The sequence below is a fragment of the Streptococcus sp. IsoGale021 genome (assembly GCF_031142795.1).
Classification (GTDB): Bacteria; Bacillota; Bacilli; order Lactobacillales; family Streptococcaceae; genus Streptococcus; species Streptococcus hominis.
Window position 1 is genome coordinate 228,113 of sequence record NZ_JAKZJH010000001.1, and the last position, 26,542, is coordinate 254,654.

A 26,542-nucleotide genomic window follows, 5' to 3' on the forward strand; every position below is an offset into this window, starting at 1 on the left:
ATTTGACTGGCTTTCTCCCTTTTTAAATTAAAACCCCAGTTGTTCAAAAATTGTTTGAAAATCTTCTTGGATCTGATTTAAATCAACCGTTAATTCTTCACGAGTGTGATTGTTTTTGACGGTAACTTGGTTACTTTCAATTTCACTTTCGCCAAGAGTTATCAAAGTCTTAGCAGAAAAAGTATCTGCTGACTTGAATTGCGCTTTCAACTTACGGTTTAAATAATCACGTTCAGCTGTAAAGCCTTGCTTGCGAAGTGCTTGTGCAATTTCCAAAGCTTTGTTATTAGCACCGTTTCCCAAAACTGCAACATAAACGTCCAAACTATCCTCTAGCGGCAAGACTACACCCTGCTTTTCAAGAACAAGAAGCAGGCGCTCCACGCCCATTCCAAAGCCAAAACCAGCCGTTTCTGGTCCGCCAAAATAAGCAACGAGGCTATCATAGCGGCCGCCTGCACAGATTGTCAATTCATTGCCCGCCACATCTGCAGTAAATTCAAAAATCGTATGATTGTAATAATCCAATCCGCGAACCATGTTGGTATTGATAACATAAGGAATTTTTAGTGATTCCAACATCGAACGCACAGCTTGAAAATGAGTTTGGCTTTCTTCATCTAGATAATCCAGGATAGAGGGTGCATTTTCAACAGCGAGTTTATCTTCTTTTTCCTTACTGTCTAGCACACGGAGAGGATTTTCTTCCAGACGACGCTGGCTATCTTTAGAAAGACTGTCTTTCAGCGGCGTCAAATAATCAATCAATGCTTGACGGTAAGCGGCGCGACTCTCTGCATTCCCCAAACTATTCAACTGCAATGTTACACCTTGAATACCAATTTCATTGAAAAATTGAGCTGCCATGGCGATTGTCTCCACATCAGTCGCAGGATTGTTGGATCCAAAACACTCTACACCAATCTGATGAAACTCACGCAAACGTCCAGCCTGAGGACGCTCATAACGAAACATAGAGCCCATATAATAAAGTTTCACTGGTTTTTGGACTTCTGGTGCAAAGAGCTTATTTTCCACATAAGAACGTACAACTGGTGCTGTTCCTTCTGGGCGTAATGTGATATGACGGTCGCCTTTGTCATAAAAATCATACATTTCTTTGGTTACAATGTCAGTCGTGTCTCCAACAGAACGACTAATCACTTCATAATGCTCAAATAGCGGGGTGCGAATTTCTGCGTAATGATATTTTTTAAACGTTTTGCGAGCAAATTCTTCTACATATTGCCATTTGACAGACTCTTGAGGGAGAATATCCTGAGTCCCTTTGGGTTTTTGTAATTTCATAGCTTTCCTCTTCATTCATATAATATAATTATTTTACCACAAGTAGCAGATTTTGAGGACAGTTTCAGTATATTTTCTCTAAAAAGCTAGCACGCTCTGCTATTTTCCAAAAAGTAAAAGAAAATCTGTCAAGTAACTTTACTTTACAAAATTTTTTTGATATACTATTACAGTTGATGAAAATCAAAGAGATTGAATCGAACTTATATTAAAAGGAGAATAAAGAAAATGGCAGTACCTGCACGTCGCACTTCAAAAGCGAAGAAAAACAAACGCCGCACTCACTACAAAATTACAGCTCCATCTGTACATTTTGACGAAACTACTGGAGATTACTCACGTTCTCACCGTGTATCCCTCAAAGGATACTACAAAGGACGTAAAATCGCCAAAGCTGCAGCAGCAGAATAATAGAAGGGAGCTATCATGCGCGTAAATATCACACTTGAACACAAAGCATCTGGTGAACGCTTGTACCTTACTTCTAAAAACAAACGTAACACTCCAGACCGTCTTCAATTGAAGAAATACTCACCAAAATTACGTAAACATGTAGTGTTTACAGAAGTTAAATAAGGTTTCATTACATTTCAGTACATGCTGAAAACCTTGATTTCATGCGATTTTTGAAATATTGAATTTCATTACAAATCATTTGACATCAGTTCTATGGCAACCTTTTTGGCAACCTTTTTTGAAATAAAAAAGAAAGTCAACAATCGAAGAATGAGAAGTCCTAGAAGATTCTTAGGGCTTTTTTCATTCCTAAAAATAAGTAGAATAGCATAGTCTTTTCAATCATTTGTGGAATATAAAAATCTTCCTACACCATTGTAAGAAGATTTTTCTTTTTTTTACTTGCTTATCCAAGAGCCATGAATAAGCTCATTGATTGGGTGACTATATTTTGCATAATTGTAATGATAGTGATTAGAAGCTCTAGATAGAACATCCCCTGTTTTCTGGTCAGGTTGGACATATTTCTCAAATTCTGCAATAGGAATTATAAATAATTCAAGCCCCTTAATCTCATTATCTGAAACTTTACTTATTCCATAAGCAATACAATCAATATACTTTTCATTATGGTATTTTTGGAATTTCTTAACAGAATCATAGTTTGCTTCAACTGTGGTGGTTTCAGAATCTATCGAAATTGTTCTAGTTACTGGTAAAATTCTAAATTTTTCTTTACCTTTTGTTGCTTTCAAGTAATTCCCTTGATTCATTACAGCAAAACCTTTAATGGATAAATTATATCTGATAAATTCTTTTAAAAATTTTCTTGTGTTACTCATTTTCCTATCCTCTTCTATGTTTTCCTTTATATCCCAATCCTAGACCTACTAGCAGGCTAAGTCCTAGTAAACCAAGTATAGATCTTTTTGAGCCTGTGTTTGGTAGCTGCTTGCTTCTTTCAACCCGTGAATAAGTTACAGGAACTACCTTAGAGTTAGTAGGCACTTCTTTAACCGCTGCATCAATAACATCTACAACATTACCGTTAGCATCAAGGACTTCTTTAGGCTGACCGCCATTTTTACGGATTTCATTAGCCTTATTTTTCAAATCTTGCAAACGTTTAGCATCAGCTTCAGCCTTGTCTTGTTCATCTTTAAGTTTAGCTAATTCATTGTACTTAGCAACCTTTTCTTTAGCTGTTGCCTGCAACTTAGCAAGTGCTTCTTTAGCAGTTTCAAGCTCTGCACGAGCTGCTGCTGCCTTAGTTTGAGCTTCTGCAAGTTTAGCATTAAGTTCTTTAAGTACAACTGGTTTGTTAGTTAAAGCTGTTTCAAGGTCTTGTGCCTTTTTATTAGCTTCATCAGCAAGAACTTTTACTTTGTCACGGTTAGCTGTCGCAGATTCAACAGACTGCTTAGCTACCCCATTAGCTTTGGTAAGCACTTCTAGTTCTTCCTTAACCTGAGAAAGAGCTTGTTGAGCTTTTAAGTTTTCTGATTTAGCTTTTACAAGTTCAGCCTGAGCCTTAGAAAGAGCATTGGCTTTATCAACCGCACTAGCCTTAGCTACTGCAAGTGTTTCCTTAGCAGATTGCAATGATGCCTTATCCGCATCTAACTGTGCTTGTGCATCTACTACCGCTTTTTCAAGAGCAGGAATATCTACACTACCCGATTGCAAGTCAGAGAGTTGTTTTTGAGCATCTGCCAAAGCCTTCATAGCAGTATCGTACTTAGTTTGAGCCTCAGCCAACTTAGCTTTCGCATCTTGGTCTGCCTTAACAGAGTTGTCGTAAGTTGCTTGAGCCTTAGCTACTTCCTGTTCGTTTCCGATTGTTTTCGTTTCCGTTTTCTTAACAGTTGGGGAAAGTACAAATGTTGCAATGAAACTATTAGGATAACCCTGAGCATACTCAAAGGCTAAAGATACCCCTACGTTTGTTTTTTTTGAACCTTTCAAACCAAGCATATACATATACTTTTTGATAAGCTTATTATATCAAAGATTTGTCCTTCTTTAATACATTCTAACAATTCGTCCTTATATCCTAAAATAACACAAATCTATATTTTTCAGGAATCGCAAGAATTTATAAAAGATTTTCAACAATAAAAAGAAAACATACAAATAAAGAGTTTAAAACATCTGTCTTAAACTTTTTGCCCCTCACTGTTGCTCACCAATACAGCATTCTTCATGCTCATCTAAACTTTCGTCTGTCTGAATGGTTACTTTTGTAATTCCATACATTTTGAGATGTTGGCGAATGAGCTGCTGAGTTTCTGCTTGTTGTTCGGGATGTTTCATGCAAATATGAATCATCGCAAATTTTTCTAGCCCATCGGTTGTCCAAACATTTAGCTGAGTGATTGTTTGGATATTCTCGATTGTTTGAATCTCTGCATAAAGATCATTCAAGTTCACATCACTCGGTACGTGATCAAGAAAGATTTGAACATTTTCCCAAAACTTAGGCAATGCTTTACTCAAGATAAAGATCGAAATGATGAGCGAAAGCAATGGGTCAAGGAAATACCAATTTGTAAAACGAAGAATGAAGGATACAAAGATCACAGCCAACCAGCCTAAAATATCTTCTAAGAAATGCAGACTCAGAATGGATTCATTGTGTGTATGTCCATGGCTAACAACTCTGCTGGCTGCAAAGTTGATTACAATTGCAAAAATTCCCAAAATAAGCATACCATCGTAATTTACCCGTTCAGGCGCAAACAGCTTGGGAACATTTTCAACCAGAATGAGAATAGATCCCACTATCAAAATGGTAGAGGTCAACATAGCCCCCAGCAAACTATACCGTTTATACCCTAGTGTGTATTTCTTATCATCTCGTCTGTTGGAAATTTTTTCAAAAAACGCCGACAAGCCAATCGCTAAGGCATCTCCTGTATCATGTACCGCATCTGCCAGTACAGCACTGGAGTTAAATAGAGCTCCAAAGATAAATTCAATAATCGCAAACGAAAAATTTAACAGAAATGCAATCCAGACATTTTTACTTGATTTCATTATTGTCTCCTTCTAATCGCACATTGAGATTTGATTTTATTTATTGTATAATGTATTCAAAACAAAACACTTTGTTCAATTATATTATCTACTATTTTAACGGAGGAAACAAGAAACAAATCTAATGCTTCGTTTGATAGCGTACATTTATTAGGATTTGTTCGGAAATGATGGATAGACGAGTTAAAAAATCACGCGCAGCCATTTATCAGGCTTTTCTCACTCTTTTGAATCAAAAAAGTTATGAATCCCTCACAGTTCAAGAAATCATTGACCTTGCAGATGTCGGTCGGTCGACTTTCTATGCTCATTTTGAGACGAAAGAGGCATTACTTGAAGAAATGTGCCAAGATTTGTTCCAGCATACGTTTGTTGAGCGCTACCAAGCAAGTGAACTTTTTGACGCAACAGCTCATATTTTTTACCATTTCAGGAAAAACCAAGATAAAATAGCTACTTTATTATTGTCTAAAAATATTTATTTTACCAATCGTTTAAAATTAGAACTAGAGCATTATCTTTTTCCTCTCATTCATGAAAAGCTATTGGCACAAAAGTCTGAGCTACCAGAACCATTTTTAAAAAATTATGTCACGACAACTTTTATTGAAACAGTTACTTGGTGGTTGGGACAACGAAATAAAATCGATGAAGCCACTATTACAGCCTACTATCTTGAGCTAATGCACTAATATAGGGCTATAATTTTGGTTATCGCTATGGTATAATTTTTTTAAGAACCCTTCTAGGAGAATTTATGAAAAAACAACATTCTATCTTTTTATTACCAGGAATTATCATGGTGGGTGTCGCTTTGCGGACGCCCTTTACAACGCTTCCAACTGTCTTAACAGACATTGCCAACGGGCTTCATGTTTCAGTTAGTTCCCTCGGTCTTTTGACCAGTCTGCCCTTAATCATGTTTGCTCTCTGCTCTTCATTTTCGGCGCGTTTAGCGAGCAAAATTGGGCTCGAACGGCTTTTTACTCTCGTCCTTGCTCTGCTTACCATTGGATCCTTCATTCGGATTTTTAATCTACCACTTCTTTATGTGGGGACGATTCTCATTGGAGTTTCCATTGCAGTACTTAATGTTTTACTTCCAAGTGTCATCCAAGCCAATCAACCGCATCGGATTGGACTCTTGACAACCATGTATGTAACCTCTATGGGGCTATCAACCGCTATTGCTTCTTCTATTGCAGTGCCGATAACAAAAGCAACTTCATGGCAAGGTCTTGTCCTTTTTTTGACAATGGTTTGTCTTTTAGCATTTTTGATTTGGCTACCAAATACATCTTATAACCATTTCTTAGTGAACAAAAATAAAGAGCACCAAGGTAGCTCTATCTGGAAAAATAAAAAAGTTTGGGCTATTATTATTTTTGGTGGCTTGCAATCATTGCTTTTTTATACTTGCCTAACCTGGCTACCAACTATGGCAACACAAGCCGGCATTTCAAATGCTTCTGCTGGAGTTTTAGCCTCTGTCTTTAACTTGATTAGTCTACCTTTTTCAATGACCATTCCTAGCTTGACAACACGGCTGTCTCCTCGTCATCGTATGATAATGTTAGCAATTATCTCTGCTGCGGGTGTCCTTGGTATTAGCATGCTCTTAATTCAAACGAATGATTTCTTTTATTGGCTTATTGCCAATATCCTCATTGGGTCAGCTGTGAGTGCTCTTTTCCCATATCTTATGGTTACTTTTTCAACAAAAACGAGTAGCCCTGAACAAACTGCTCAGCTATCTGGCTTAGCACAAACAGGTGGTTATTTACTAGCTGCTTTTGGACCAGCTTTATTTGGTTATAGTGCCGATTTCTTCCATTCTTGGCTACCTGCTGTATGTGTCTTGCTCATTCTTACAATCATTATGATTATTGCTCTCTTTTATGTAGAGAAATCTGATAAAATTTTATAAAAATCAAAAACAGAATGGAGAGTGAACCTTTTTCAGTTGTTGGACTCTTTTCTCCACTCTGTTTTTTTAATTATCTATTTTCCATGTCTTAGCATCTGGCAGTAAACCTACCTTCGAAATTTTAGAAACATGCCGATTGCCCATAACATAAAAGCCTAGAGGCGCAGCTCGCCATTCATCTGTACAGGTCACGCCAATTCGAGAGCGCGAGCCAATTTGAAACGGGACAGCATTTTCTACCAATTGCAATCTTGAAGTGGTCAAACCTTGACCATCAAATTCCCTGGTAATCCCTGCAAATTTAGTTAATTTTCCTGGGCCGTTGGCAAGCAATGTCCCGTCTGGCAATTCCAAGGCTCGAATCAAGACAGCTTCTGCGACATTCTCAGCTCTTGTGACTAGATTCAACATTTGATGTCCGTAGATTTGATAGACATACCAGTGTCCAGCAGATAAATACATAGACTCGTTTTTCGATGTTCGTTTGCCATGTGCACTATGACAAGCACTATCTTTAGCTCCCAAATAAGCTTCTGTCTCAACAATTCGTCCCAACACTTGTCCGTCTAAGCACAATTGCATACCTAACAAGGACTTAGCCGTTGCGACTGTATCTGTCTGCATGATGTGTTTAAATTCTTTTGATAACATGATTTCATTATAACATGAATTCCATACAAAAAAGCAATCGAGAAAGACTGCTTTTTTGTTTAGGAGATTATGATGAAAAAAGTTTTTTTAGGATTAGTTATAAGATACCTTGTTTTGCTTAAATTTGTCTTAATAGAAAACAGCTAAATCGCTTTCAAAAATTCTTTTTTGTGTTAAAATAATAACAAAGAAGAAAAATGAACATTCTGATTATCACCCCACAATGATATCATGCTTATAAAGAAGAAATTTTATGAACAAACGACCTATCCGCCTTGTCATAAGCGATATTGACGGTACTATTTTAAATGACCAACACCAAGTTGATTATCAGCTAAAAACACAGCTTTCTCTTTTGCAGGAAAAAGGAATCCCTTTTGTGTTGGCATCTGCACGTTCACCACTTGGCATGGAGCCAATCGCACAGCAGCTTGGTCTCATTGACAATCCATTGGCTTGCTACAATGGTGCTCTTGTCATCAAAGGAAATCCTCAGAATTATGATATTTTAATGGAACACGCTTTGGATAAAAAAGAAGTTCGTTGTCTGCTAGAGCTCGTCCAAGAGAAGTTTCCAGCTGTAGCTATCAATCTCTATTCAGGAAAGGATTGGTTTGCTGAACAGATTGACAAATGGGTTCAGGAAGAAGCAGATATTACCGGTGAAAATCCTATCCTTCAATCTCTAGTTTCTGTTGTAGAACATTGTGCTTCTATTCACAAACTTCTTCTGATAGGTGAAGCGATCACCATCCAAAATCTTCACGACTATCTGCAAAACACAGATTTTCCTAAAACAACCTTTTATCTTTCAAAAGAGAATTATCTAGAAGTGACAGCTAAACAGGTTTCTAAGGAAAATGCTCTTCAAGAGATTGCTCATTTTTACCAAATCCCTCTCCAGCAAGTCATGGCAATCGGTGATAACTTCAACGATCTCCCCATGCTGAAATTGGCCGGATTAGGAGTGGCTATGGGAAATGCTCCTAAAGCAGTCAAAGAGCAAGCTACTATAGTCACTCTGACAAACAATGAGGGAGGAGTCGCTCAAGCAATAGAGCAATACGTCTTGGATTAACAGCTATCTTTCCAAAATACAATAGAAAAATGAACGGATTCATAAAATTCTCTAGTTCTCCATATAAAAAAACACGGACAAGCAAACTAGCAACCAACTAGTTAAAATCTTTGTTCGTGTTTTCTTTTTCTTATTTAAAATTCTCAATTGCTCCGTCATAATTTGCCCATTCTTTGCTGAAGAATCGATCATTCATCCGGTAAGTCGGAGCAGGCTTTGGATTGGAAATAAAAGGATTGACAGCCTTATCAAACGCCAGCCAGCCAAGCCAGCCCATGTGAATGGTGTCCTGCATAAAATAAGGTTTCCCACCATCGTTTGAAAAGTCTGCAATATTGGTAAAACCTTGGCTTTCCAACTGATAACGAATTTTCTTCACCGCTTGTTGGTACTTTTCTTGACTCAAACCAGTATAGGCCATCCATTTTGCATTAACAGGGGGAATAACAAAGATTGGATTCGTTTTTGACTTGGCAAATTGCTTCAAAACAAGCTGTAAGTCATTATACTCAGGAGACTTGACATAGGATAGCTTTCCCTGCGCACCTTTGAGCTTCTTTAAATGCTTTCGCAAACGGCGACGATAGAACTTATTATCAATTCCCAAGTTATTATTGTTGGTATTTTTTTGTGCATCTTTAATAGCAAATTTTTCTAAATCCTCGTAGGAAAATTTATTTGGTAAACGCTTGACTTGAGGCTGAACCAATTTTTCATAATTTGCATTGCGTTCGGCAAATAGTGAGCTAAAAAGAGCATCCTCCCGCTGATTCAAACGACTAATAAGACGAATATATTGCTTGTCAAAATTTGACAGTTTCTGATTAGCAGCGACTTTTTTTACATTGTCTTTCATAGCCACTGTCGGATACAGTTGTAAGAGACGCTTAGCCGCATACTGAGCAGCAATATCTCCTTCTTGCTGACGCAAGAAACTGGTCAATTGATCACTATTAAAATATTGTTGAAATGCTGCTGGACTGTAGCCTTTTTTGGTAAACCATTGAGGAGAGACCACATACACGACTGTTTTATTTTTCAGTTGAGGAAGCAGCTGCTGCATACCAAAATATTGTGTAAGAGACGCTGCGGCACGTTGCCCCAAAAAATACGGACGGTAATTGCGGTTGTATTTTTCTGACAAAACCGCAGGATGCATGCTGTCAAAACGCAGCCATTCACTTGAACCAAAGTAAGGAACAAAGCGGTGCTTTTTATCTGTCAAAGCACGTACTTTTTGCGTTCTTCCCTTGAAACTTCCCGCCGTCAAAGTAACGGCTGAGCGCTTTTCAGCTTGGTAATCATGTTGTTGCTTGGTTGGGTAGAAAAATAGTAAAGCCACCACCATCAAAAAGGCGCAGAAAACTGGGCCTAAAATGAGCCACAATCGTTTAAGCATTGCGAAGCTCCGTTACACCTTCAATAATTTTATTAGCCGTATTCCAATCATCACGACCAAATTCTGAGACGGGAACATGAATGTCAAAACGGTTTTCTAATTCAACAATCAATTCAACCGTTCCCATACTGTCCAGAACTCCTGCATCAAACAAATCTTCGTCCATCATGTCTGATACATCTTCCATAAATAAATCATCAATAATTTCTAATACTTCTGCTTTTACGTCCATTAGAGAACTCCTTTTTTATTTTTTAAACCATAAGTCATTCAAAAATCCTGAGAAGATTAAGAATGAAAACATTACAACATTAAAAGTGATAAACATCCCCACTGCTTGCGTCCATTTGTTGTCTGGCAAGGGAGGTAGATTCTTCTTTTTCCGCTCTTTATTGACGGTCTTTTTCTTCCGCACCCAAGCGTCATTGATAACGAGTCCTAGACCATGAAAAAGTCCATAAGCAATGTAATACCAAGTAACCCCGTGCCAAAAGCCCATGACTAGCATATTGATGATATAAGCTACACTTGAAGTGGTATTCCGATTTTTAAAAACTTTGTTTCGGATAAGTACTGTAACCAGACGCATAAAGACAAAGTCACGGAACCAAAATGATAAACTCATATGCCAACGATTCCAAAACTCTTTCAAATCATGCGAAACGAAAGGTTTATTAAAGTTAATCGGACTTTTAATGCCCATTAGATTGGAAATAGCGAGGGCAAACATGGAATAACCCGCAAAGTCAAAAAATAAATCCAATCCAAATACATACATCACTCCTAGAGTTGGCAGGTTGAAGATACCACCCATTTGCACTGCATATTGCTTGAGAGGAGGCAAAATCATTGAGCCTAAAATATGTGCCAGAATAAACTTGTATAAGAAACCAAGCATTATGTATTGAACGGATTGCTCCAACATATCTAGCAGTTCATCACGCTCAGGGATGTTTTCATAGTCTTGATTGAACCGCTTAAAACGATCAATCGGCCCACTTGAAAAAGTTGGCATAAAGAGCATGAAACGTAGAAATTCCCATAAGTTAAAGTCTTTTAGAACACCATCCCGCAGCTCAATAATCATTCCTACTGAACGGAAAGTTAAGTAGGAAATTCCTAAAAAGCCCAAGAGTGATTGATGACCATAAATAGCTGGCGTTACCTTTACAAAGAAAAGCGGTAGGATAGACAAAGCAATGTGCAAATAGAAAATCCATTTGCTATCTCCCGTTTTTCGATAAATTTTATAAGACCAAACCCAAATCATCTGCCAAATAACGTAAAACAGTAGCGCATAAATTTGCGTTAACTTTGGTCCAGTCAGCATAAAAATGATAAAAGCAAAGCTGGCCAGAGCTTCGTAAATGGGAAATCTTTTTTTGAAGAATAAACCAACAAAGATTGGCAAAACGGCTAAAATGATATAAACAAAATACTGCGGATCCCCGTACGGTTCCAAGTGAGGAAGCTGTCTTATGAAATCCATCATCGGTTGTTGACCTCGCTAATCAAACCTTTAATATCAATCTTACCATTTGGTGTCAATGGCAAGGAATCCCGATAAAGGAATTTGGAAGGCATCATATAAGACATCATAATATCTTGCAAATCTTCTTTGATAGCTTTGGTGATATCAATCTCACGCTCAAATTGTTCCTTAACCCCGTCCTTCAGGATGACATAGGCTAGAAGGTTTTGTACTTTATGATCTTTATTGTAACGCGGTACAGCCACAGCTGAGTCCACATATTGAGACTTGTTCAGGTTTTGGGAAACATCTTCTAATTCAATACGAAAACCGTTGAACTTGATTTGGAAATCCATACGACCGCCATAAAGCAGTAAACCTTCATCTGTCATAGTACCAACATCACCTGTATGATAAGCTGGTAACCCTTCAAACTCAAAAAATGCTTCGGCTGTTTTCTCTGGATTGTTCATATAGCCTTTTGATACAGCTGGTCCAGAAACAATGATTTCTCCTTGCTCACCGTTTGGCAATTTGTTTCCATCTTCATCAATCACAAAAGTTGGAGAATCCGCTTTGGTATAGCCAATCGGCAAGCGTTTCATATTTGTCAGCATATCATCTGTTATAGCAACGGCAGATAGAGCCACAGTTGCTTCTGTCGGACCGTAAGCATTGATAATACGTGCATTTGGAAAACGGTCACGCAATTTTTGAGCCGTTTTAACCGTCAATTCTTCTCCGTCAAAGTAGAAATGTGTAATGCCTGGCATTTTTTCAGCATTGAAATCTTCAGACAGCATTGCCATGTCTGCAAAAGACGGCGTGGATGTCCAAATAGCGATTGGCAAGTTCAAAATAGTCTCAAATAGCTGCTTGAAATCTTGCGTAATGGCAGACGGAACTGCAAAAAGTGTTCCTCCAAGTGCCAAGGTTGGCGCCCAATACATAACCGATAAATCAAAAGAGTAAGGTGGCTGCGCCAACATTTGCGGACGAGCTGGAGTCGCAAATTCCTTATCTGTAATCATCCAGTTGGTAAAGCTAAGCAAATTATCGTGCGAGATTTGCACACCCTTTGGCTTTCCAGTCGTTCCTGAGGTGAAAATGATATAGTAATTCTCATCACCTTTAACAGGGTGTGTAATTTCGTAAGGATGTTTGGCTGCAAAAGCTACTTGAACTGTTGTTACATCAAGAATCGGAATCGTCACATCTTTCAGCGGAAAGTCATTGATTGCAATAATGAGACTAGGCTGTGCCACTTCCACAATCGCTGTCACGCGCTCCAGAGCTGAATGACTATCAATCGGAATATAAGCATGTCCTGACTTCGTCAAAGCTACAAAGGTTGCTAACATGTCGTATTCTTGCCCACCAAACACCACCACTGGTGACTTTTCAGGAAGCGCAAGACTATCAATCTTTGCAGCGAGCGAATCCGAGTCCACTTTCAAATCATGATAAGTATGAGCTTCTCCGAGAACATTGTAAACTGGAAAATCTGGTTGAGACTGAGCAAAGCGCTCAATCGTTTCAATCATGTCGTTAATTACTGAATTGGTCACAGTCTGCTCCTAAAATTCATTATAGATAAAACCACCTTGGCCTTGACCAAGATAATTAAAGAAATAAAGCAACGCTAGAAATATCACAAAATAAAACAGCGTCTGTCCAAAAAATTTAAAAATTATTTTATGTTTTTTCATCATATTCATCACTTTTGTCTTACTTCTAGATAAGACTTAGTATATTTTACCATTTTCTAACGCTATTTTTCAATACAAAACATTCTTTAATTGAGGAATTCAGTTAGAATTAAGGTTTATTTACAACAAACCTAGACAAATTACAGATACTTCTTGACACAGTTAGCTGAAAAAATACGTCTACTAACAGCAACTTTTGATAATATATAAAAATTTTATATATTTTCTTGACTTTAAAAAGAAAAAGAACTATACTATGTATAGAAAAATTATATATAAAAATATTATATATAGGAGGTGCTCATGTATTTTCCAACATCTTCTACCTTGATTGAATTTCTCATTCTAGCGATTTTGGAAAGCGAAGATTCCTATGGCTATGAGGTTAGCCAAACGATTAAATTGATTGCCAATATCAAGGAATCAACCTTATATCCTATTTTGAAAAAGTTAGAAAAAAATCGTTATTTAACGACTTACTCGCAAGAATATCAAGGTCGAAAACGGAAGTATTACTCCCTTACTCCAGTGGGACGAAAGCAGTTAAACACCCTTAAAAGGGAGTGGGAGTTATATACAGCGACAGTCAACGGTATCATAGAAGGGAGCATTCGCCATGACAAAAACTGACTATTTAGCCGCACTAGAGAAATACTTGAAAACATTGCCAGAAGCAGATTATAAAGAAGCAATGGATTATTTTACGGAATACTTTGAAGAAGCCGGACCTGAAAATGAAGCACAAGTCATTGAGGAGTTGGGAGATCCCAAAGACGCAGCAGAAGAGATTATTCGTTCACTTTCATCAAATCAAGCAGAAGAAACGTCAACTCGTCCTCAACACCAGTCATCTGCACACAATCACCAATCATATACCGACAATGCTTATATCTTTGAAGACTATGCAACAATCTCTGAATTGCATATTGATGTCACCACGCAAGATATTCTGATTGAGCCTTCACCTGATGATTTTTTCCACATCAAATACTATAATGGAAAAGGCAACAATCAAATCATTTCTACTGTTCAAAACGAGAAGTGGCACATTACAGAAAAAGGCAACACGCATTATAGTGGTTTGGACTGGATTATTAACGTCATGAAAAACGGTTTTGATAATCATCCTATTTGCATTCAAATCCCGAATGGCAAGATTCTTCAGTCATTCTCACTTCAAGCAACTTCTGGTGATGTAGCTGTATCTCATCTTCAAACACAAAAAGGAACGATTGAGCTTTCAAGTGGTGATTTGACCATGCGTCATTGCCATTTGCAACAGACCAATGTTACCCTTATCAGTGGTGATATTCATCTAGCGCATGCCAAATTAACAGATTGTAAAATTACTCTTGTATCAGGTGATCTCGACACGCATTCTTTAGAAATTGCTGGTAAAACCTCTATTCAAACAACAAGCGGAGATATTTCACTTCATCTGCTGCACCATGATTTCAGCTATGATCTTGAAACAGTGCACGGAGACATTTCTATCTCTGATCAGCTCCAGCCGAGCCACCAAATCGTTGGCAACACGATCCACCACCAAGCAACGGATTCTACAGATTCTCTTACTATCCAAGCTGTCAGCGGAGACATCAATCTTTATTAGAGGTTTCGCATGAAACAGATTCATTGGTTATTCTTTGATATTGGCTCAACTTTGGTAAACGAAGAAAAAGCCTACCAAGATCGGATTGAGCAGGCTATTGCGGATACTCACATTTCTTATGCAGCATTTTATCAAACTATGATTCACTATTTTAAGGAAAACAAAAAGGGCGATGGGGAAGCTCTGAACGATTATGGTCTGAAGCGTCCGTCTTGGAGGTCTGATTTAGAGGTGCTGTATCCTGACTGCAAGTAAGTGCTGAAAACTCTCCACCAGCACTACAAGATTGGGATTATTGCCAACCAGTTACCGAACTTGCAAGCAAGATTGAGAAGATTTGGTATTGATTCTTGGATTGATCTGATGATTTCCTCTGCCGATGTTGGCTTGGCAAAACCTGATCTCGCTATTTTTGAGTTAGCTCTCCAACAAGCGAACTGCTTAGCTGAAGGCGCTGTGATGATTGGTGACCGTTTGTACAATGATATTCTTCCGGCTAAACAACTTGGAATGCAAACCATTTGGATCCGACAGAGATTTAGCCGCTTGACCCACGTAACGAATCCAGCAGAAGCACCAGATTGGACTGTTGATTTTGATAGAGATTCTAGAGATTTTAGGCTGAGCATGCAAAAAAACTAGAGTTGTTTCGCTCTAGTTTTTTTAACGTTATCAACTTTATTATATCATAAATTTTCCTTCAAAAATAGACTTGTTTCTTCTTATTTTTGTGATACATTGAAAGTGAAAAAAGGGGAATTCTTTAAGCAGTTCGTCAGAAGGGAGGATTTATAATTAGAGCTGTAGTTTTATCAATTTGATTTTATAAAAAGGAGGAAACACTATGAGGCGTTTAGGTTTAATGTTTATTAGCTTTTTAAGTTTCTTAGTTCTAGTCTTTGGCATTGGAACGACTGTAAAAGCTGATGAAACTACTGTTAAAAATTTTGATGTTGTAACAGTTACTAAAGATGAAATCTTAGCCAATTATGTTAGTAATACAGGCGTTAGTTTTGCAGAAGCTGAACGTACTTTATTCCCCAATAAGAGCACTTCTCAAGCTAGAAATGCTCAGCTAAATGAAGAAACTTCATATGTAGTGTTACGTGGTGCTACATATCAAGATGATACGTTAATTTCTTATATTCCAAATAATGCAGGACATGTCTATTTTTATTGTGAAGTTAGTAAAAGCGGTTGGTTTAGAGGAATAAAACGAATTGTTTATGCAGGTTATTATTCTGGAAGTTTAATATTCCAAGGAAATTTTCAATACGCTTTACCCAATGCCAATAGAATACACTTTACTTTAAACGGTCATTTGTATAGAAATACATCAACAACCACTTCAATCGGAGCTGGAATTGGTATTGGTCAGGTTGGTAGCTTTAATGTCGGAGTTGCTGATACATCTAGTTACCACAGTCCATTATATTATCATGGAAATAGGAGTTATTAAGTATGAAAAAAAGATTGTTATTTTTCAAGCTATTTGGTTTGTTTGTTCCCCTTTCATTTCTTTATTTATTTGTAGAAATATGCCAATTATACGTGATTTATTATTTCATATATTTTTCTTAGTTTTAATCCTATCACAATGGTTAGCGATTAAAACACTATCACACCTTGACGATTAAGCAAAGGTCAAACGAAAGAGGTTGGGTTTCCCAGCCTCTTTTGTCTATCATCACCGTCCGCCAGGACCTCCGCCCATACCATTTCCATTTTGTGTGGTTAGGCTAGCTGTTGCGGTCGTGCTTTGTCCATTTACTGTAATAGTGTAGCTTTTACCGTCTTTAATAGCAGCTGAGCTCGCTAGAACAGATTGGAAATTCTTAGTCGCAGTGTAACTGAGAATTTCTTTTCCTGACGAATCAGAAATCGTCACCTTAGCACCAGCATTCCCAGATACATTCGTAAGGATAGAGGCCTGTTTAGAATTTGAGCCAAAGCCCATTGCCATGCCATTGCTGCCGACCATTACAACGGTCCCGCCAGTAATGGTGCCATTGCCGTCATAGTCAAGAGCACCATTGCCACCATTTGTCGGCCCGTCCACATAGACCTCACCACCTGAAATGGTCAAATCTCCGTTAGAATCCAAGCCGTCACCTTGGGCATTAACCTTGACCTTACCACCTGTGATGGTCAGACTGACACCAGCGGTCGCTTGTCCTGGAGCGCTCTCGCTGCTGCTACCGTCTGCAGCATTGATACCATCGTCATTGGCTGTCAGGTCTAAATCCCCACCGTTAATGGTGACGGTTTTGCCTTCTAGCGCTTCTTCGCTCTTTTCAACCTTAATCGTACCGCCGTCAATAAAAGCAGTATTAGAAGCGTGAATACCATCATCTCCAGCGTGAATGGTAATCTTTCCAGACTGGATATAGAAATTGCCTAATGATGTATCTTCATCATTATCCGCATGAATGGCATCTTCCGTTGCGGTCAAATTCATTGTCGCGTCTTTGATATTGATTGCGTCATTCGCTGAAAGGGCATTTTTATAACCTTTAATCGTGTAGGTTCCGCCTGTAATGCGCAAATCATCATTGGACTCAATAGCATTGCCATAATTGCCTTCGACCGTCAGACTACCAGAACCGTTGAAAGTGAGGTCGTCCTTGCTGTAAATCGCAGCGTCATAGTCTGTATTCTTGTGATTGGCAGAATCCGAAATCGTGTTCTTGCTGTCTTTTGCAAGAGTGATAAAAGTCTTATCTGCATTTTCTACGACAATAGCAGCATCTGTTCCAGTCATCGTGACCCCATTCAGCACGAGTTGAACTTTGTCTTTATTGCCAACTTTAACGACAATTTGGACATTTTCACTTGAACCAGACAAGACATAAGTCCCCGCTTTGGTAATCGTCACTGTAGAGCCGGACACTTCCGCACCAGAACCAGAAGTCTTGGCAGATGAGCCACTCAGGCTAATCTTAGTCGCTTTTGATTCATCATAAGAAGCGTCTTGGTCACGTTTAGTAAAATAATTGGACAGTTTAACGGTCGTTACCTTACTGGTGCTAGAGGAATTGGTACTGGCTGAACTACCGTTTTTCGCACCACATGCTCCCAAAGCAACTGTCAATAGAACAAGCGGAACCAGTCGTTTCCATGTTTTTCGTTTTGAGGCTGTTTTTTTCATGGCGGTCCTCCTTATAGTTCATTTTCTTTTGTGACGTAGCGGCTAATGGCAATCTCTAAATTCCCATTTCGTGTCCGCAGAGCGTCCATTAACTCTTTCTCTGTCATTGTACCATTTAATTGGACAATATACTTAATCTTGAACAGACTTCCCATATCAGACGTTTTGACATTTGCTAGTTCAACATAGTTGGTCGCCTTTTGGAAGATGTCATCAAAGACCGTCTCATAGTCTAAACTTTCTGGAATGACAACGGTCACTTGGCGCATGGAATGTTTCATCTGCCCGAAATTCACTGTTTCCAGCAACAACATAACTACCGACATAATCATCGTAAAGACGCTGGCAAAGACAAGATAGCCCATACCGACAGCAATCCCAATCGTCATCGCAAGGAAAATCGCCAGCAATTCCTTAGCACCACCCGGTGCTGAACGAAAGCGAATCAAGCTGAAAGCCCCCATGACCGCAACCCCTGCACCCAGACTGCCATTGACTAGGAAAATGACAATGGCAATCAAAGTCGGCAGCATAACCAAGGTCATCATAAAGGACTTGCTATAAATGGTTTTGTACTGATAGACCTTGGCTAATATCAGCCCCAGCACTAAGGCAACACCAATCGCACCAAACATACTGGCTGGATTGACCGTTGTCCCTGTAAAAACATCACTAAATAGCTGATCGAACATGATTGATTACTCCTTTGTAGTCGGTTGTTTTCTTGTAGGCAACCCCGTATTTTGAGAAAGACTTTGGAAAAACGTGGTGACGATCCAGAATCTCTGCCAGCCAGAGTGGATACGCCCCCGGCACCTTGATTTCCATGATGACATGGTTGTCAGGAAGAAGGTTCTTGCCGTTTTTTCCTGCCAGTAAGCTCAAATTTTTCGTTCGATAAGCGACATCATAGTCAATGGTAATCCGCACATTTGAATCTTCCAAACCTTTTAAAGAGTAGCGGTTGTAGTAGATATACATCATGGGCTGCACGCCACCGTAACGCTCACAAAGCCATTCGATTTCCTGTTTAATCTGCGAATCCTCAAGCTGGCATTCCCCTGCGAGATACTGCTCTGCTGTCAACAACTCAGTCGCAATCCGACGTTTATACACGACCTTGCGCACTTTTTTCTTGATTTCCAAAAAGACTTGGCTATCAGCCTGAGGGCTAGCATCATAAGTGCGCACGCGCAATTTTTCCTTGAAATAAGGCTTCTCCAAAGACTCCCGAATCATCTGATAGGTCGGTGTATCATAGTAGAGGTTGCCAATCGTTGAATAGGCGTGCTCATCTTCTGCCATATACGCTTCAAACTCCTGTAGCAAATCTGCCAACGTTTCCTTTGAGATGACGTACTTGGTTTCTATCCGTTGAAATTTATCTTTAAATGTTTTTTTAGCCATGAGATTGCTCTCCTTTGTCGTTCTTTATCTACGTAGTTTACGGGCAAATCCTTAAAAGAAAGCTAAAGAAAACTTAAAGAAAACAAAACACCCCCATTTTCTGGAGATGTTTAATAAATGTCTGTAGAATGAAATAGAAACTAGAAGCTACCGCAATCTTATTCTTCACTCTTCTCTTCTTTTTCTTTTTTGATAAGAAAACTGAAAATAATCAGAATAGCTGCTACCAGAAAAATCCAGTACCACACATCATGGCTGCTTCTCGGACCAGAGTAGAGGGAACGTGAAAAATAAATCATCAGATACAAGGAAGTTTCATTATAAAATTCCCAGTTAAAGTGATAGCTGCCTACTGGATAGGACCGCTTATGCGAACACTCTGGCACAAAGATCTGCAAAAGCAAAAATGTTCCCAACACAGCAAAATAAATCACATTGAACACGTCTAATTTCGCATAAGGTTCAACAACCAAGGAAACGAATATCATCATGCTCAACAGATAAAACCGCCACCGAAACCAAAATTCGTTATTAAAATGAAATCGTATCATCCCATCACACTTTCTAATTTTCTGCTCGTTCCTCTTCGTCTTTATCCTACCACTCTGACAGACAAACTTCAAGTAAGATGAAGGAGAAATGTTAGTTGATTTCTGCTACTTTTCCTGCTTCTGCTTTAGGCTCTTTACCCTTGCGACGGGCAAGGACATCTGCATAGTGCTTGCGGCTGTTATTGAGCACGGAAAGGAAGGGCGCATAAAAGCTATCGTTTTTGACTTGGTGCAAAATCACCACATAGTCCGCCAACTGTTGGTAAGGCGTCGCCACTTCTTTGCGCAATCGCTTGACATCATAGCTCACTTTTTGCAATTTCTCTTGGGAGCGAGAGGCAAAGAGTTGTTCAAAAGCTGAGTGACTTTCGGTCAGATTTTCAACGAATTTTCCAAGCGCTAAAGTCCCCACCTGCTCCTTATATGGGGCTGTTTTTAGCTTGTCCAGTAAGCTGACAACGAGGGCGGTTTCTTCCTCGTAATGCTTCTGATGAGCGTCTTTGTATTGGTCAAACAAGCGTTTCAAGCTGGCATAAGCCGCCTTTTCCTCTTCCCGCTTGGCTGCCCGATACGGTTTCAGCGCATCGCGAAGAGCTTGCAAATCAGCGTCGCGCAATTCGTCAGCCGCACTAATCGAAGCTGACTTTTCACTCGCCCGAATCTGACCGAGAGAGGCTTGATAAGCAGGCAAGGCTGCCTTGATCTTCTTGACGAGAGCGGTAATGACGTCCTCATTTTTAAAGTCGAGCGCTTCTTTCTCCACATCGTCTAAAAAACGAGTGATAAACTGCGTGAATTCCGCATGACGGAGATGTCCAGTTCTTAATCCAATGAGCTTTTCTTGCTTCATAAATTCCTTCTTTCCTTTTTTACTTGTCACTTAAAGCGACCGTTTCAATGACTTCTCCTTTTTTCTATCGACTGGGGCGACAACTTAAACTACTTTGGATTCACTCTTTCGACTCGGTCGACAGTCTAAACTACTTTTCATTCATTCTTTCGACCCAGTCGACGGTCTAAACTACTTTGCATTCTTTCTTTCGACCCAGTCGACAGTCTAAACTACTTTTCGTTCACTCTTTCGACCCGGTCGACGGTCTGAACGACAATCAGTTTGCCTTGTCAGCCGCGTGGACGAAGTAAAATTGTCTCGCCTCACCTCATCAGCCAACGAAATCCAGAAAAATCATCTCATTTAGTATAACATGAATGGGAAATTATAGGAAATTTTCTGAAAAAGAGGATTAACCACTTTCAAAACAGTTTGAACACACAGTCCTTAATGGAACGCAGAAGCAGAAAAGGTATTTTTCTTCATCACTTTTTCTCCTTTCATCTATATGATATAATATGATGAAAAGGCATTCACAAAATGCCCACTATTTTCACATTTCATATTTTACACAAGGAGTCGCCTATGCGTTGGGATATTGGAACAGTTTACAAGACAATTCGAAAAGCAAAGGGAATCACCCAGCAAGAGATTTGCGGAGATTGGATTTCGCGCTCCAATCTTTCCAAGTTTGAAAGCAACCAATCCGTTCCCAGCTATGAAACTATGGAATTTCTGCTCCACCAGATTGACATGAGCTTTGGGGAATTTGAATATATTTGTAATTATTATAAACCTCGGATAAGACAAGTGATTATCAATCAAATGTCAAACCACTTATCTATTGTTAATAATACAGAACTTAAAAAAATTGCTCATCTATGCGAAGAACATCTTAAAAAAGTCAAACATGATTTGCCAATCCAAAATATTCTCTCCACAATCAATATTATTATGGAAGTACGAGAGCATAACTTTAGCGATAAAGCAAAACAATTGGCAGAGCAAATTTGGACAGATTTAGAAAAGCGAGATGTCTGGTACGAAAGTGACTTTCGCCTGTTAGGTGTTATTCTCTTCTTCTTTCCAATTGAAACCATTCAGGAGATTACCGAAAAAATTCTCACCAATCTTGAAAAATATAATGATTATAAAAACATCAAAGGAACTCAAGCCTCTATTTTATTCAATCTTTCCACCGTTTATTTTCTCAATAACCGCCTTGACGATTGCCAGCGTATCACCGAGATGATCTTACCGCTCGCCAAGCAAACAAAACGATACGACAAGCTCGGGTTTGCTCAGGTTCGCCTGGGTATTTGCCAAGGAGACGATGCCCTTGTCCAGAAGGGGCTCCAGTTGCTTGAGCTGACAGAAGAAACGACCTTGCTCGAAAACTTGAAAGAAGAAGTCAAACAACATCGTACTTCCCCTTTCTCTCACGTTTCACGTGGAACTTCAGCATCTTAAAGGAGACAGAGAAGCAAATGACTTACAACGGATTTGTATTTTTTGATATTGACGGCACCTTGGTTGATAGCCAAGGACAAGTCCCAGCAGACAACAAAACAGCCATTGCTCAACTACGAGCCAACGGCTTTCTGCCTATTGTCTGTACGGGACGCGGTCGCGGAGAAATGGGGACGGTTCTGGAAGACGCTGGGATTCATTCCGCTATCTTGCTAAATGGCATGGAAATCCTCCATGAAAAGCAATTCCTGTTTGAAGGACGAATTGCACAAAACAGCATTCTCAAGCTCCTGCAACTGGCAAAGGAAAATGAGCATGACCTCGGTTTTTATTCGCAAGGAGAAATGCGTGTGACAGCGCTCAGTCTGACCGTTCAGCAGAATTTCCGCTATTTTCATCAAGACCTGCCCCAAGTCGGTCCGACCATTTATCAAAATCAGCCTTGTCAGATGTTGCTCATTTTTAGTGAGAAGCCTGAAAAAGACACCCAATATCAAGCAGAAATCCCTGAACTTCACTTTTTCCGTAACAGCCCCTACTCGATAGACATCACGCCGCACGGTTGTAACAAAGGCTCTGGGATTCAGCACCTGCTGACCTTGCTGGCAGACGAAGCACCGACTTACGCATTCGGAGACGGACTCAATGACCTGACCATGTTTGAAACAGTAGATTATCCCATTGCAATGGGCAATAGCCAAACAGCCGTCAAAGAAGCAGCCACTTTCATCACGCGCTCCAATGATGAAAACGGTATTCCGTACGCCCTCGCCCATTTCGGTTTGATTTAAAAAGGGCGGGACAAACATCAACATTTCGCAAGAAAACGATGTTGTCATCCACCCCGTAAGGTTGAGTTTTATTCTAGAAATAAACGAGTCTGGAACACTTTTATACGTCATCTTCTCACATTTCATTTTCCTGTGAGTGATTGCGCCAGCGTTCCAGCCTCTTTTTGATTAAACTAATTCTTTTTTATTTGGATTGTAAACCAAGAAACCAAGACCAACAAAGAGCAGCAGAACGATTGTCATGAAGGCAACTTGCCCGCCAACTTGCCCCGTCATCGAAATTGTTTGACGCAAAGCCGAAACAGAGTAACTCATTGGCAACCAAGGATTGACATCTTGAAAAATCTTATCCGTTAATGGAAGTGGGTAAGTACCCGCACTAGAGGCGAGTTGCAGCAACAACAAGATCAAGGAAATGAAAGCTCCAAGCTTGGTATCCCACGTTACCAGAGCCGTCACCACCGCCATGAAGCACATGCTGGTCAAAAGAATGATACCAAGCGTTGCCCATTCGTGGTTTGCGGTTAAGCCAATCATGTGTACCGCACCATATACCAATAAACCTGCCAAGAGAGAAATAACGCCATTGACCTGAATACGTGCTTTCAGCCATTCCATACGTGTCTCAGGTTTCTTACCAGAGGGCAACGTGTTAAAAATGATATTGGTTGAAATCGCTGCTACAAAAAGTGCCACAGAAATCATGTATGGTGCCATACCGATACCATTTTTACCAACATGGTCTTTATCTGTTTTCTTCGTTGTTAATGGATTTGCGAGAGCTTTAGCATTGGCTTTATTGGTTATCACCATAGATAATTGATTTTTGGCATCTGTCAAACCTGCTGTCAAGGTGTCCGCACCCGACACAAGTGTTCCCAGATTAGACGTGATAGTTGAACTACCGTCTGCTAACTTCGTAGAACCATTTGCAATTTGACCAGCACCGTCAGACAGTTTGCCTGCCCCTGACACGAGCGTAGCAGAATTGTTCACTAATTGACTAGCTCCGTCTGCCAATTTTGCTAAGCCAGCGTCGATTTGACCATTATTAGCCGCCAATTGATTAGCTCCGGAATTGATTTTTGCCATACCAGATGTCAATTGACTATTTTTACCAGCCAAAGTCTTAGAACCTGAACTGATTTTCGCCATGCCAGACGTCAACTGCCCATTCTTACCAGCCAAAGTCTTAGAACCTGAACTGATTTTCGCCATGCCGGATGTTAATTGAATATTCTTACTAGATAAGGTATTAGCTCCTGCTGTTATCTGCGCAACCCCATTGGTGTAGTCGGTTACACCTTTTGCCAATTGACCAGCACCTGTTGCTAAGCTCGTTTGCAATTGGTCAATACCTGCTGCTACTTTATTAGCACCCGCATTTGATTGTTGCAAAGCTGCAAGGATTTTTGCTTGGGATTGTTGTGAGCTCGTTTGAAGCTCTGAAAGCGCACCTTTTGCTTGTCCGATGACAGCTGCGCTTTGTTGATTAGAAGATTGCTCTGGCAAGTTCGTCACTTGCGTCTTGAGCGCTTGAATATTTGTCAATAGACTTGCCGCAGTCGTAGCAGTTTGACTTGGAGTTTGCGAAATCGCAGCATTGATTTCTGCCTGCTCACTAGCACTTAACTTTTGATAAGCAGCTGTAGCAGCCACGTTAGTTGCAATCGTAGTTTTGTCTGTCGTCGCACTATTGGCAAGCGTGTTCGCAGCCGTTTCCATATTGCTTAAAGCAGTTGTCATGCTTGCTTTGGCAGCTGACAAGTCTGATCCAGTTGAAAGAGCGGTTTGCACAGCAGTTAAACCTGCTTGCAAATCCTGTAGCTTTTGAACTTGTTCAGCAGTCATGCCAGATTGTTGAACAGTCGTCATTAACGTGTTCAGACCCGTAGCTAATTGATGCGCACCGCTTGATAATTTTTGAATTTCTTCATTAGAAGCACTCAATTGATTAACACCAGCCAATAAGTTTTGCGATTGACTGTTTAATTGATTTGCGCCACCTGCAAGATTGGCCACACCATCGGTATAGGTAGTTAAGCCATCTGATAATTGCCCTGAGCCGTCAGCCAATTGACCAACAGCACTTGTATAATCTATCAGACCTTTTGATAATGTATCTGACCCAGAAGCTAATTGACCAACAGCATTTGTATAGTCTGTCAGACCTTTTGAAAGCGTATCTGACCCAGAAGCCAATTGACCGACACCTGACGTATAAGCTGAAAGGCGTGTCGATAGCGTACCAATTCCGTCTGAAAGCTGACGCACACCAAGCGTATAGGTCCCCAAACCTGTCGTCAATGTATTAGCGCCGTCTGCAAACGTCATACTAGAGCTAGATAAAGTATTCAAATTATCTGTCAAGGTTTGACTACCGTCTTTTAATTGTTGACCGCCAGAAGCGAGTTGACCACTACCAGAAGCAGCTGTTGTCATGCCTTTCCTCAAGCTATTCATACTCTTGAAGAGAGATGTCGTGTATGTATTTGTCACATTGTTAGCGACAGTTTGTTGAAGCCGCGTCATAGCTGAGTCACTCATCTTGCTGGCAATAAAGCTGTGTCCGCTAGATGTTTGATAATCAATCTGCATCTTTTGCGGCTTATTATCCAGAATACTAGCAGCCTTTTGAGACAAATCACTTGGAAGCGTGATTATCATATAATAATCACCTTTCTCCAATCCCTTCTTAGCCTTTCCTTCAGATACAAAATGAAAGTCCAAAGCATCATTCTTTTTAAGACTTTTCACCATATCATCGCCAACAGATAAGGTGTTGTTGTTAAATGTCGCATGTTGGTCTTTATTCACAACCGCTACTGGCAATTCTGAAACTTTACCATAAGGATTCCACATGGAGCTCAAAAAGATTACATTATAAAGAGCAGGAATCAAGGAAACACCAATCATGACAATCACAAAAATTGGTTTTTTGAAAATTGCTTTCCATTCTTTGAACATTTTTTCTCCTCTATCTTAGACACTCTGTATAAAAATTTTAATTTTTGAAATATTTTTATACACATTGTCTAAATATTTGATATAATAGATTATACAGTTTCTGAAATTTTTCACAAGAGAAAAATTTCATTTTTAGACACGTTGTATAAAATTGTTCAAAAGAGGAAGGTAAAATGGTAGAAAGTAACAAACGTCAAAAAACAAAAATGATTATTGAAAACGCTATGGTAGAGCTACTGGAACACGAATCATTCGATCAGATTAGCACTGTCAAGTTGACAAAAACGGCTGGTATCAGTCGCAGCAGTTTTTATACACACTACAAAGATAAATATGACATGATTGAGCATTATCAGCAAAAACTTTTTCATAAGTTAGAATACATTTTTGATAAGTATGCCCAAGATAAGCGCAGTGCCATTATAGAAGTTTTTGATTTTCTCATACGTGAATCTCTCCTTTCTGCCCTATTGACAGAAAACGGAACCAAAGAAATCCAAACTTTTTTACGCCATAAATTCCAAATTATGCTAGCTGAAGACCTACAAGATCACTTCAATAGCAAATTGCTGAGTCAAGTAGAAAAAGAGTACAGTTATGTTTATCTCACAAATGCCTTTTTTGGTGTCTGTCAAATGTGGATTTCCAGAGGAAAAAAAGAAAGCCCCGAACAAATGGCAGATTTCCTTTTAAAAATGCTGTATTAGAATATTTCCTATACCTGCTCTA

At 39.4% G+C, this 26,542-nt stretch carries 26 protein-coding genes and 2 pseudogenes; 12 read left to right on the forward strand and 16 right to left on the reverse strand.

Annotated features, from left to right (window positions below; all coding sequences use genetic code 11):
* Positions 1–27: 27 nt before the first annotated feature.
* A complete protein-coding gene (hisS, locus tag RG565_RS01230) occupies positions 28–1,308 on the reverse strand; it encodes a histidine--tRNA ligase (RefSeq protein WP_247936891.1) in 1,281 nt (426 codons plus the stop codon).
* A 228-nt stretch (positions 1,309–1,536) separates the two neighbouring features.
* Between hisS and rpmF the strand changes: the two genes are divergently transcribed.
* Together rpmF and rpmG are read left to right on the forward strand one after the other, a co-directional pair.
* The gene (gene rpmF, locus RG565_RS01235) at positions 1,537–1,719 is read left to right on the forward strand and encodes a 50S ribosomal protein L32 (protein WP_003026691.1); all 183 of its coding nucleotides are present in this window, start codon (positions 1,537–1,539) and stop codon (positions 1,717–1,719) included.
* A gap of 15 nt (positions 1,720–1,734) precedes the next feature.
* Complete coding sequence (rpmG, locus tag RG565_RS01240) at positions 1,735–1,884, forward strand: 50S ribosomal protein L33 (RefSeq protein WP_003026692.1); 150 nt, start codon at positions 1,735–1,737, stop codon at positions 1,882–1,884.
* 278 nt (positions 1,885–2,162) lie between these two features.
* Here the strand turns inward: rpmG and RG565_RS01245 are convergent, their stop codons facing one another.
* The 3 genes and pseudogenes from RG565_RS01245 to RG565_RS01255 all read right to left on the reverse strand — a co-directional run bounded on the left by RG565_RS01245 (position 2,163) and on the right by RG565_RS01255 (position 4,800).
* On the reverse strand, positions 2,163–2,606 hold the full coding sequence (locus tag RG565_RS01245) for a hypothetical protein (protein WP_247936892.1): 444 nt from the start codon (positions 2,604–2,606) through the stop codon (positions 2,163–2,165).
* Positions 2,607–2,610: 4 nt separating this feature from the next.
* Positions 2,611–3,615: pseudogene (locus tag RG565_RS01250) on the reverse strand (LPXTG cell wall anchor domain-containing protein); the annotation flags it as partial.
* Between the two features lie 321 nt (positions 3,616–3,936).
* Positions 3,937–4,800 carry a cation diffusion facilitator family transporter gene (locus RG565_RS01255; RefSeq protein ID WP_247936894.1) on the reverse strand — a complete coding sequence of 288 codons (864 nt, stop codon included), beginning with the start codon at positions 4,798–4,800 and terminating at the stop codon, positions 3,937–3,939.
* 170 nt (positions 4,801–4,970) lie between these two features.
* Here RG565_RS01255 and RG565_RS01260 point away from each other — a divergent pair, with 170 nt between their 5' ends.
* A complete protein-coding gene (locus RG565_RS01260) occupies positions 4,971–5,492 on the forward strand; it encodes a TetR/AcrR family transcriptional regulator (RefSeq protein WP_037566967.1) in 522 nt (173 codons plus the stop codon).
* 65 nt (positions 5,493–5,557) lie between these two features.
* Entirely contained in the window at positions 5,558–6,727 is a 1,170-nt protein-coding gene (locus RG565_RS01265) for an MFS transporter (RefSeq protein ID WP_049533140.1), read from the forward strand.
* A 66-nt stretch (positions 6,728–6,793) separates the two neighbouring features.
* Here the strand turns inward: RG565_RS01265 and RG565_RS01270 are convergent, their stop codons facing one another.
* Positions 6,794–7,378 (reverse strand): DNA-3-methyladenine glycosylase, encoded by a 585-nt coding sequence (locus RG565_RS01270; protein ID WP_247936895.1) that lies wholly within the window; start codon positions 7,376–7,378, stop codon positions 6,794–6,796.
* Between the two features lie 253 nt (positions 7,379–7,631).
* Between RG565_RS01270 and RG565_RS01275 the strand changes: the two genes are divergently transcribed.
* Entirely contained in the window at positions 7,632–8,456 is an 825-nt protein-coding gene (locus RG565_RS01275) for a Cof-type HAD-IIB family hydrolase (RefSeq protein ID WP_247936896.1), read from the forward strand.
* 130 nt (positions 8,457–8,586) lie between these two features.
* Here the strand turns inward: RG565_RS01275 and dltD are convergent, their stop codons facing one another.
* Genes dltD through RG565_RS01300 form a run of 5 tightly spaced genes read right to left on the reverse strand, consistent with a single transcriptional unit; the run spans position 8,587 to position 13,035 of the window.
* The gene (gene dltD / locus RG565_RS01280; protein WP_247936897.1) at positions 8,587–9,855 is read right to left on the reverse strand and encodes a D-alanyl-lipoteichoic acid biosynthesis protein DltD; all 1,269 of its coding nucleotides are present in this window, start codon (positions 9,853–9,855) and stop codon (positions 8,587–8,589) included.
* On the reverse strand, positions 9,848–10,087 hold the full coding sequence (gene dltC / locus RG565_RS01285; RefSeq protein ID WP_003026725.1) for a D-alanine--poly(phosphoribitol) ligase subunit DltC: 240 nt from the start codon (positions 10,085–10,087) through the stop codon (positions 9,848–9,850). Before dltC ends, dltD begins: the two co-directional genes overlap by 8 nt.
* A 15-nt stretch (positions 10,088–10,102) precedes the next feature.
* A complete protein-coding gene (gene dltB / locus RG565_RS01290; protein WP_247936898.1) occupies positions 10,103–11,347 on the reverse strand; it encodes a D-alanyl-lipoteichoic acid biosynthesis protein DltB in 1,245 nt (414 codons plus the stop codon).
* Positions 11,344–12,870 carry a D-alanine--poly(phosphoribitol) ligase subunit DltA gene (gene dltA, locus RG565_RS01295; RefSeq protein WP_374989842.1) on the reverse strand — a complete coding sequence of 509 codons (1,527 nt, stop codon included), beginning with the start codon at positions 12,868–12,870 and terminating at the stop codon, positions 11,344–11,346. Before dltA ends, dltB begins: the two co-directional genes overlap by 4 nt.
* Before the next feature lie 33 nt (positions 12,871–12,903).
* Positions 12,904–13,035: a teichoic acid D-Ala incorporation-associated protein DltX gene (locus RG565_RS01300; protein WP_037566969.1), complete on the reverse strand. Its 132-nt coding sequence runs from the start codon at positions 13,033–13,035 to the stop codon at positions 12,904–12,906.
* Between the two features lie 303 nt (positions 13,036–13,338).
* Here RG565_RS01300 and RG565_RS01305 point away from each other — a divergent pair, with 303 nt between their 5' ends.
* From RG565_RS01305 to RG565_RS01320, 4 genes and pseudogenes are all read left to right on the forward strand, one after another.
* Positions 13,339–13,665: a PadR family transcriptional regulator gene (locus RG565_RS01305; protein WP_268732152.1), complete on the forward strand. Its 327-nt coding sequence runs from the start codon at positions 13,339–13,341 to the stop codon at positions 13,663–13,665.
* Positions 13,652–14,647, forward strand: coding sequence for a DUF4097 family beta strand repeat-containing protein (locus RG565_RS01310; RefSeq protein WP_268732153.1), 996 nt, complete (start codon positions 13,652–13,654; stop codon positions 14,645–14,647). Before RG565_RS01305 ends, RG565_RS01310 begins: the two co-directional genes overlap by 14 nt.
* A gap of 9 nt (positions 14,648–14,656) precedes the next feature.
* A pseudogene (locus tag RG565_RS01315) lies at positions 14,657–15,272 on the forward strand (HAD family hydrolase).
* A 219-nt stretch (positions 15,273–15,491) separates the two neighbouring features.
* A complete protein-coding gene (locus RG565_RS01320) occupies positions 15,492–16,106 on the forward strand; it encodes a hypothetical protein (RefSeq protein WP_268732154.1) in 615 nt (204 codons plus the stop codon).
* A gap of 228 nt (positions 16,107–16,334) precedes the next feature.
* Here the strand turns inward: RG565_RS01320 and RG565_RS01325 are convergent, their stop codons facing one another.
* The 5 genes from RG565_RS01325 to RG565_RS01345 form a co-directional block, all read right to left on the reverse strand.
* Positions 16,335–17,795 carry a carbohydrate-binding domain-containing protein gene (locus RG565_RS01325; RefSeq protein ID WP_268732155.1) on the reverse strand — a complete coding sequence of 487 codons (1,461 nt, stop codon included), beginning with the start codon at positions 17,793–17,795 and terminating at the stop codon, positions 16,335–16,337.
* An 11-nt stretch (positions 17,796–17,806) separates the two neighbouring features.
* Positions 17,807–18,487, reverse strand: coding sequence for a DUF4956 domain-containing protein (locus RG565_RS01330; protein WP_268732156.1), 681 nt, complete (start codon positions 18,485–18,487; stop codon positions 17,807–17,809).
* On the reverse strand, positions 18,468–19,202 hold the full coding sequence (locus RG565_RS01335; protein WP_268732157.1) for a polyphosphate polymerase domain-containing protein: 735 nt from the start codon (positions 19,200–19,202) through the stop codon (positions 18,468–18,470). Before RG565_RS01335 ends, RG565_RS01330 begins: the two co-directional genes overlap by 20 nt.
* Positions 19,203–19,360: 158 nt before the next feature.
* Positions 19,361–19,753: a hypothetical protein gene (locus tag RG565_RS01340; RefSeq protein ID WP_049533144.1), complete on the reverse strand. Its 393-nt coding sequence runs from the start codon at positions 19,751–19,753 to the stop codon at positions 19,361–19,363.
* Between the two features lie 91 nt (positions 19,754–19,844).
* The gene (locus tag RG565_RS01345; protein WP_268732158.1) at positions 19,845–20,603 is read right to left on the reverse strand and encodes a DUF6261 family protein; all 759 of its coding nucleotides are present in this window, start codon (positions 20,601–20,603) and stop codon (positions 19,845–19,847) included.
* Between the two features lie 567 nt (positions 20,604–21,170).
* On the opposite strand from RG565_RS01345, the gene RG565_RS01350 reads away from it, so the two are divergent.
* Both RG565_RS01350 and RG565_RS01355 read left to right on the forward strand, forming a co-directional pair.
* On the forward strand, positions 21,171–22,055 hold the full coding sequence (locus RG565_RS01350; RefSeq protein WP_268732159.1) for a helix-turn-helix domain-containing protein: 885 nt from the start codon (positions 21,171–21,173) through the stop codon (positions 22,053–22,055).
* Between the two features lie 17 nt (positions 22,056–22,072).
* The gene (locus RG565_RS01355) at positions 22,073–22,846 is read left to right on the forward strand and encodes a Cof-type HAD-IIB family hydrolase (protein WP_003027862.1); all 774 of its coding nucleotides are present in this window, start codon (positions 22,073–22,075) and stop codon (positions 22,844–22,846) included.
* A gap of 168 nt (positions 22,847–23,014) precedes the next feature.
* Here RG565_RS01355 and RG565_RS01360 read toward each other — a convergent pair whose 3' ends face one another.
* On the reverse strand, positions 23,015–25,813 hold the full coding sequence (locus RG565_RS01360) for a YhgE/Pip domain-containing protein (protein WP_268732160.1): 2,799 nt from the start codon (positions 25,811–25,813) through the stop codon (positions 23,015–23,017).
* 173 nt (positions 25,814–25,986) lie between these two features.
* Between RG565_RS01360 and RG565_RS01365 the strand changes: the two genes are divergently transcribed.
* Positions 25,987–26,520: a TetR/AcrR family transcriptional regulator gene (locus RG565_RS01365; RefSeq protein WP_247936902.1), complete on the forward strand. Its 534-nt coding sequence runs from the start codon at positions 25,987–25,989 to the stop codon at positions 26,518–26,520.
* The last annotated feature ends 22 nt before the right edge of the window (positions 26,521–26,542 follow it).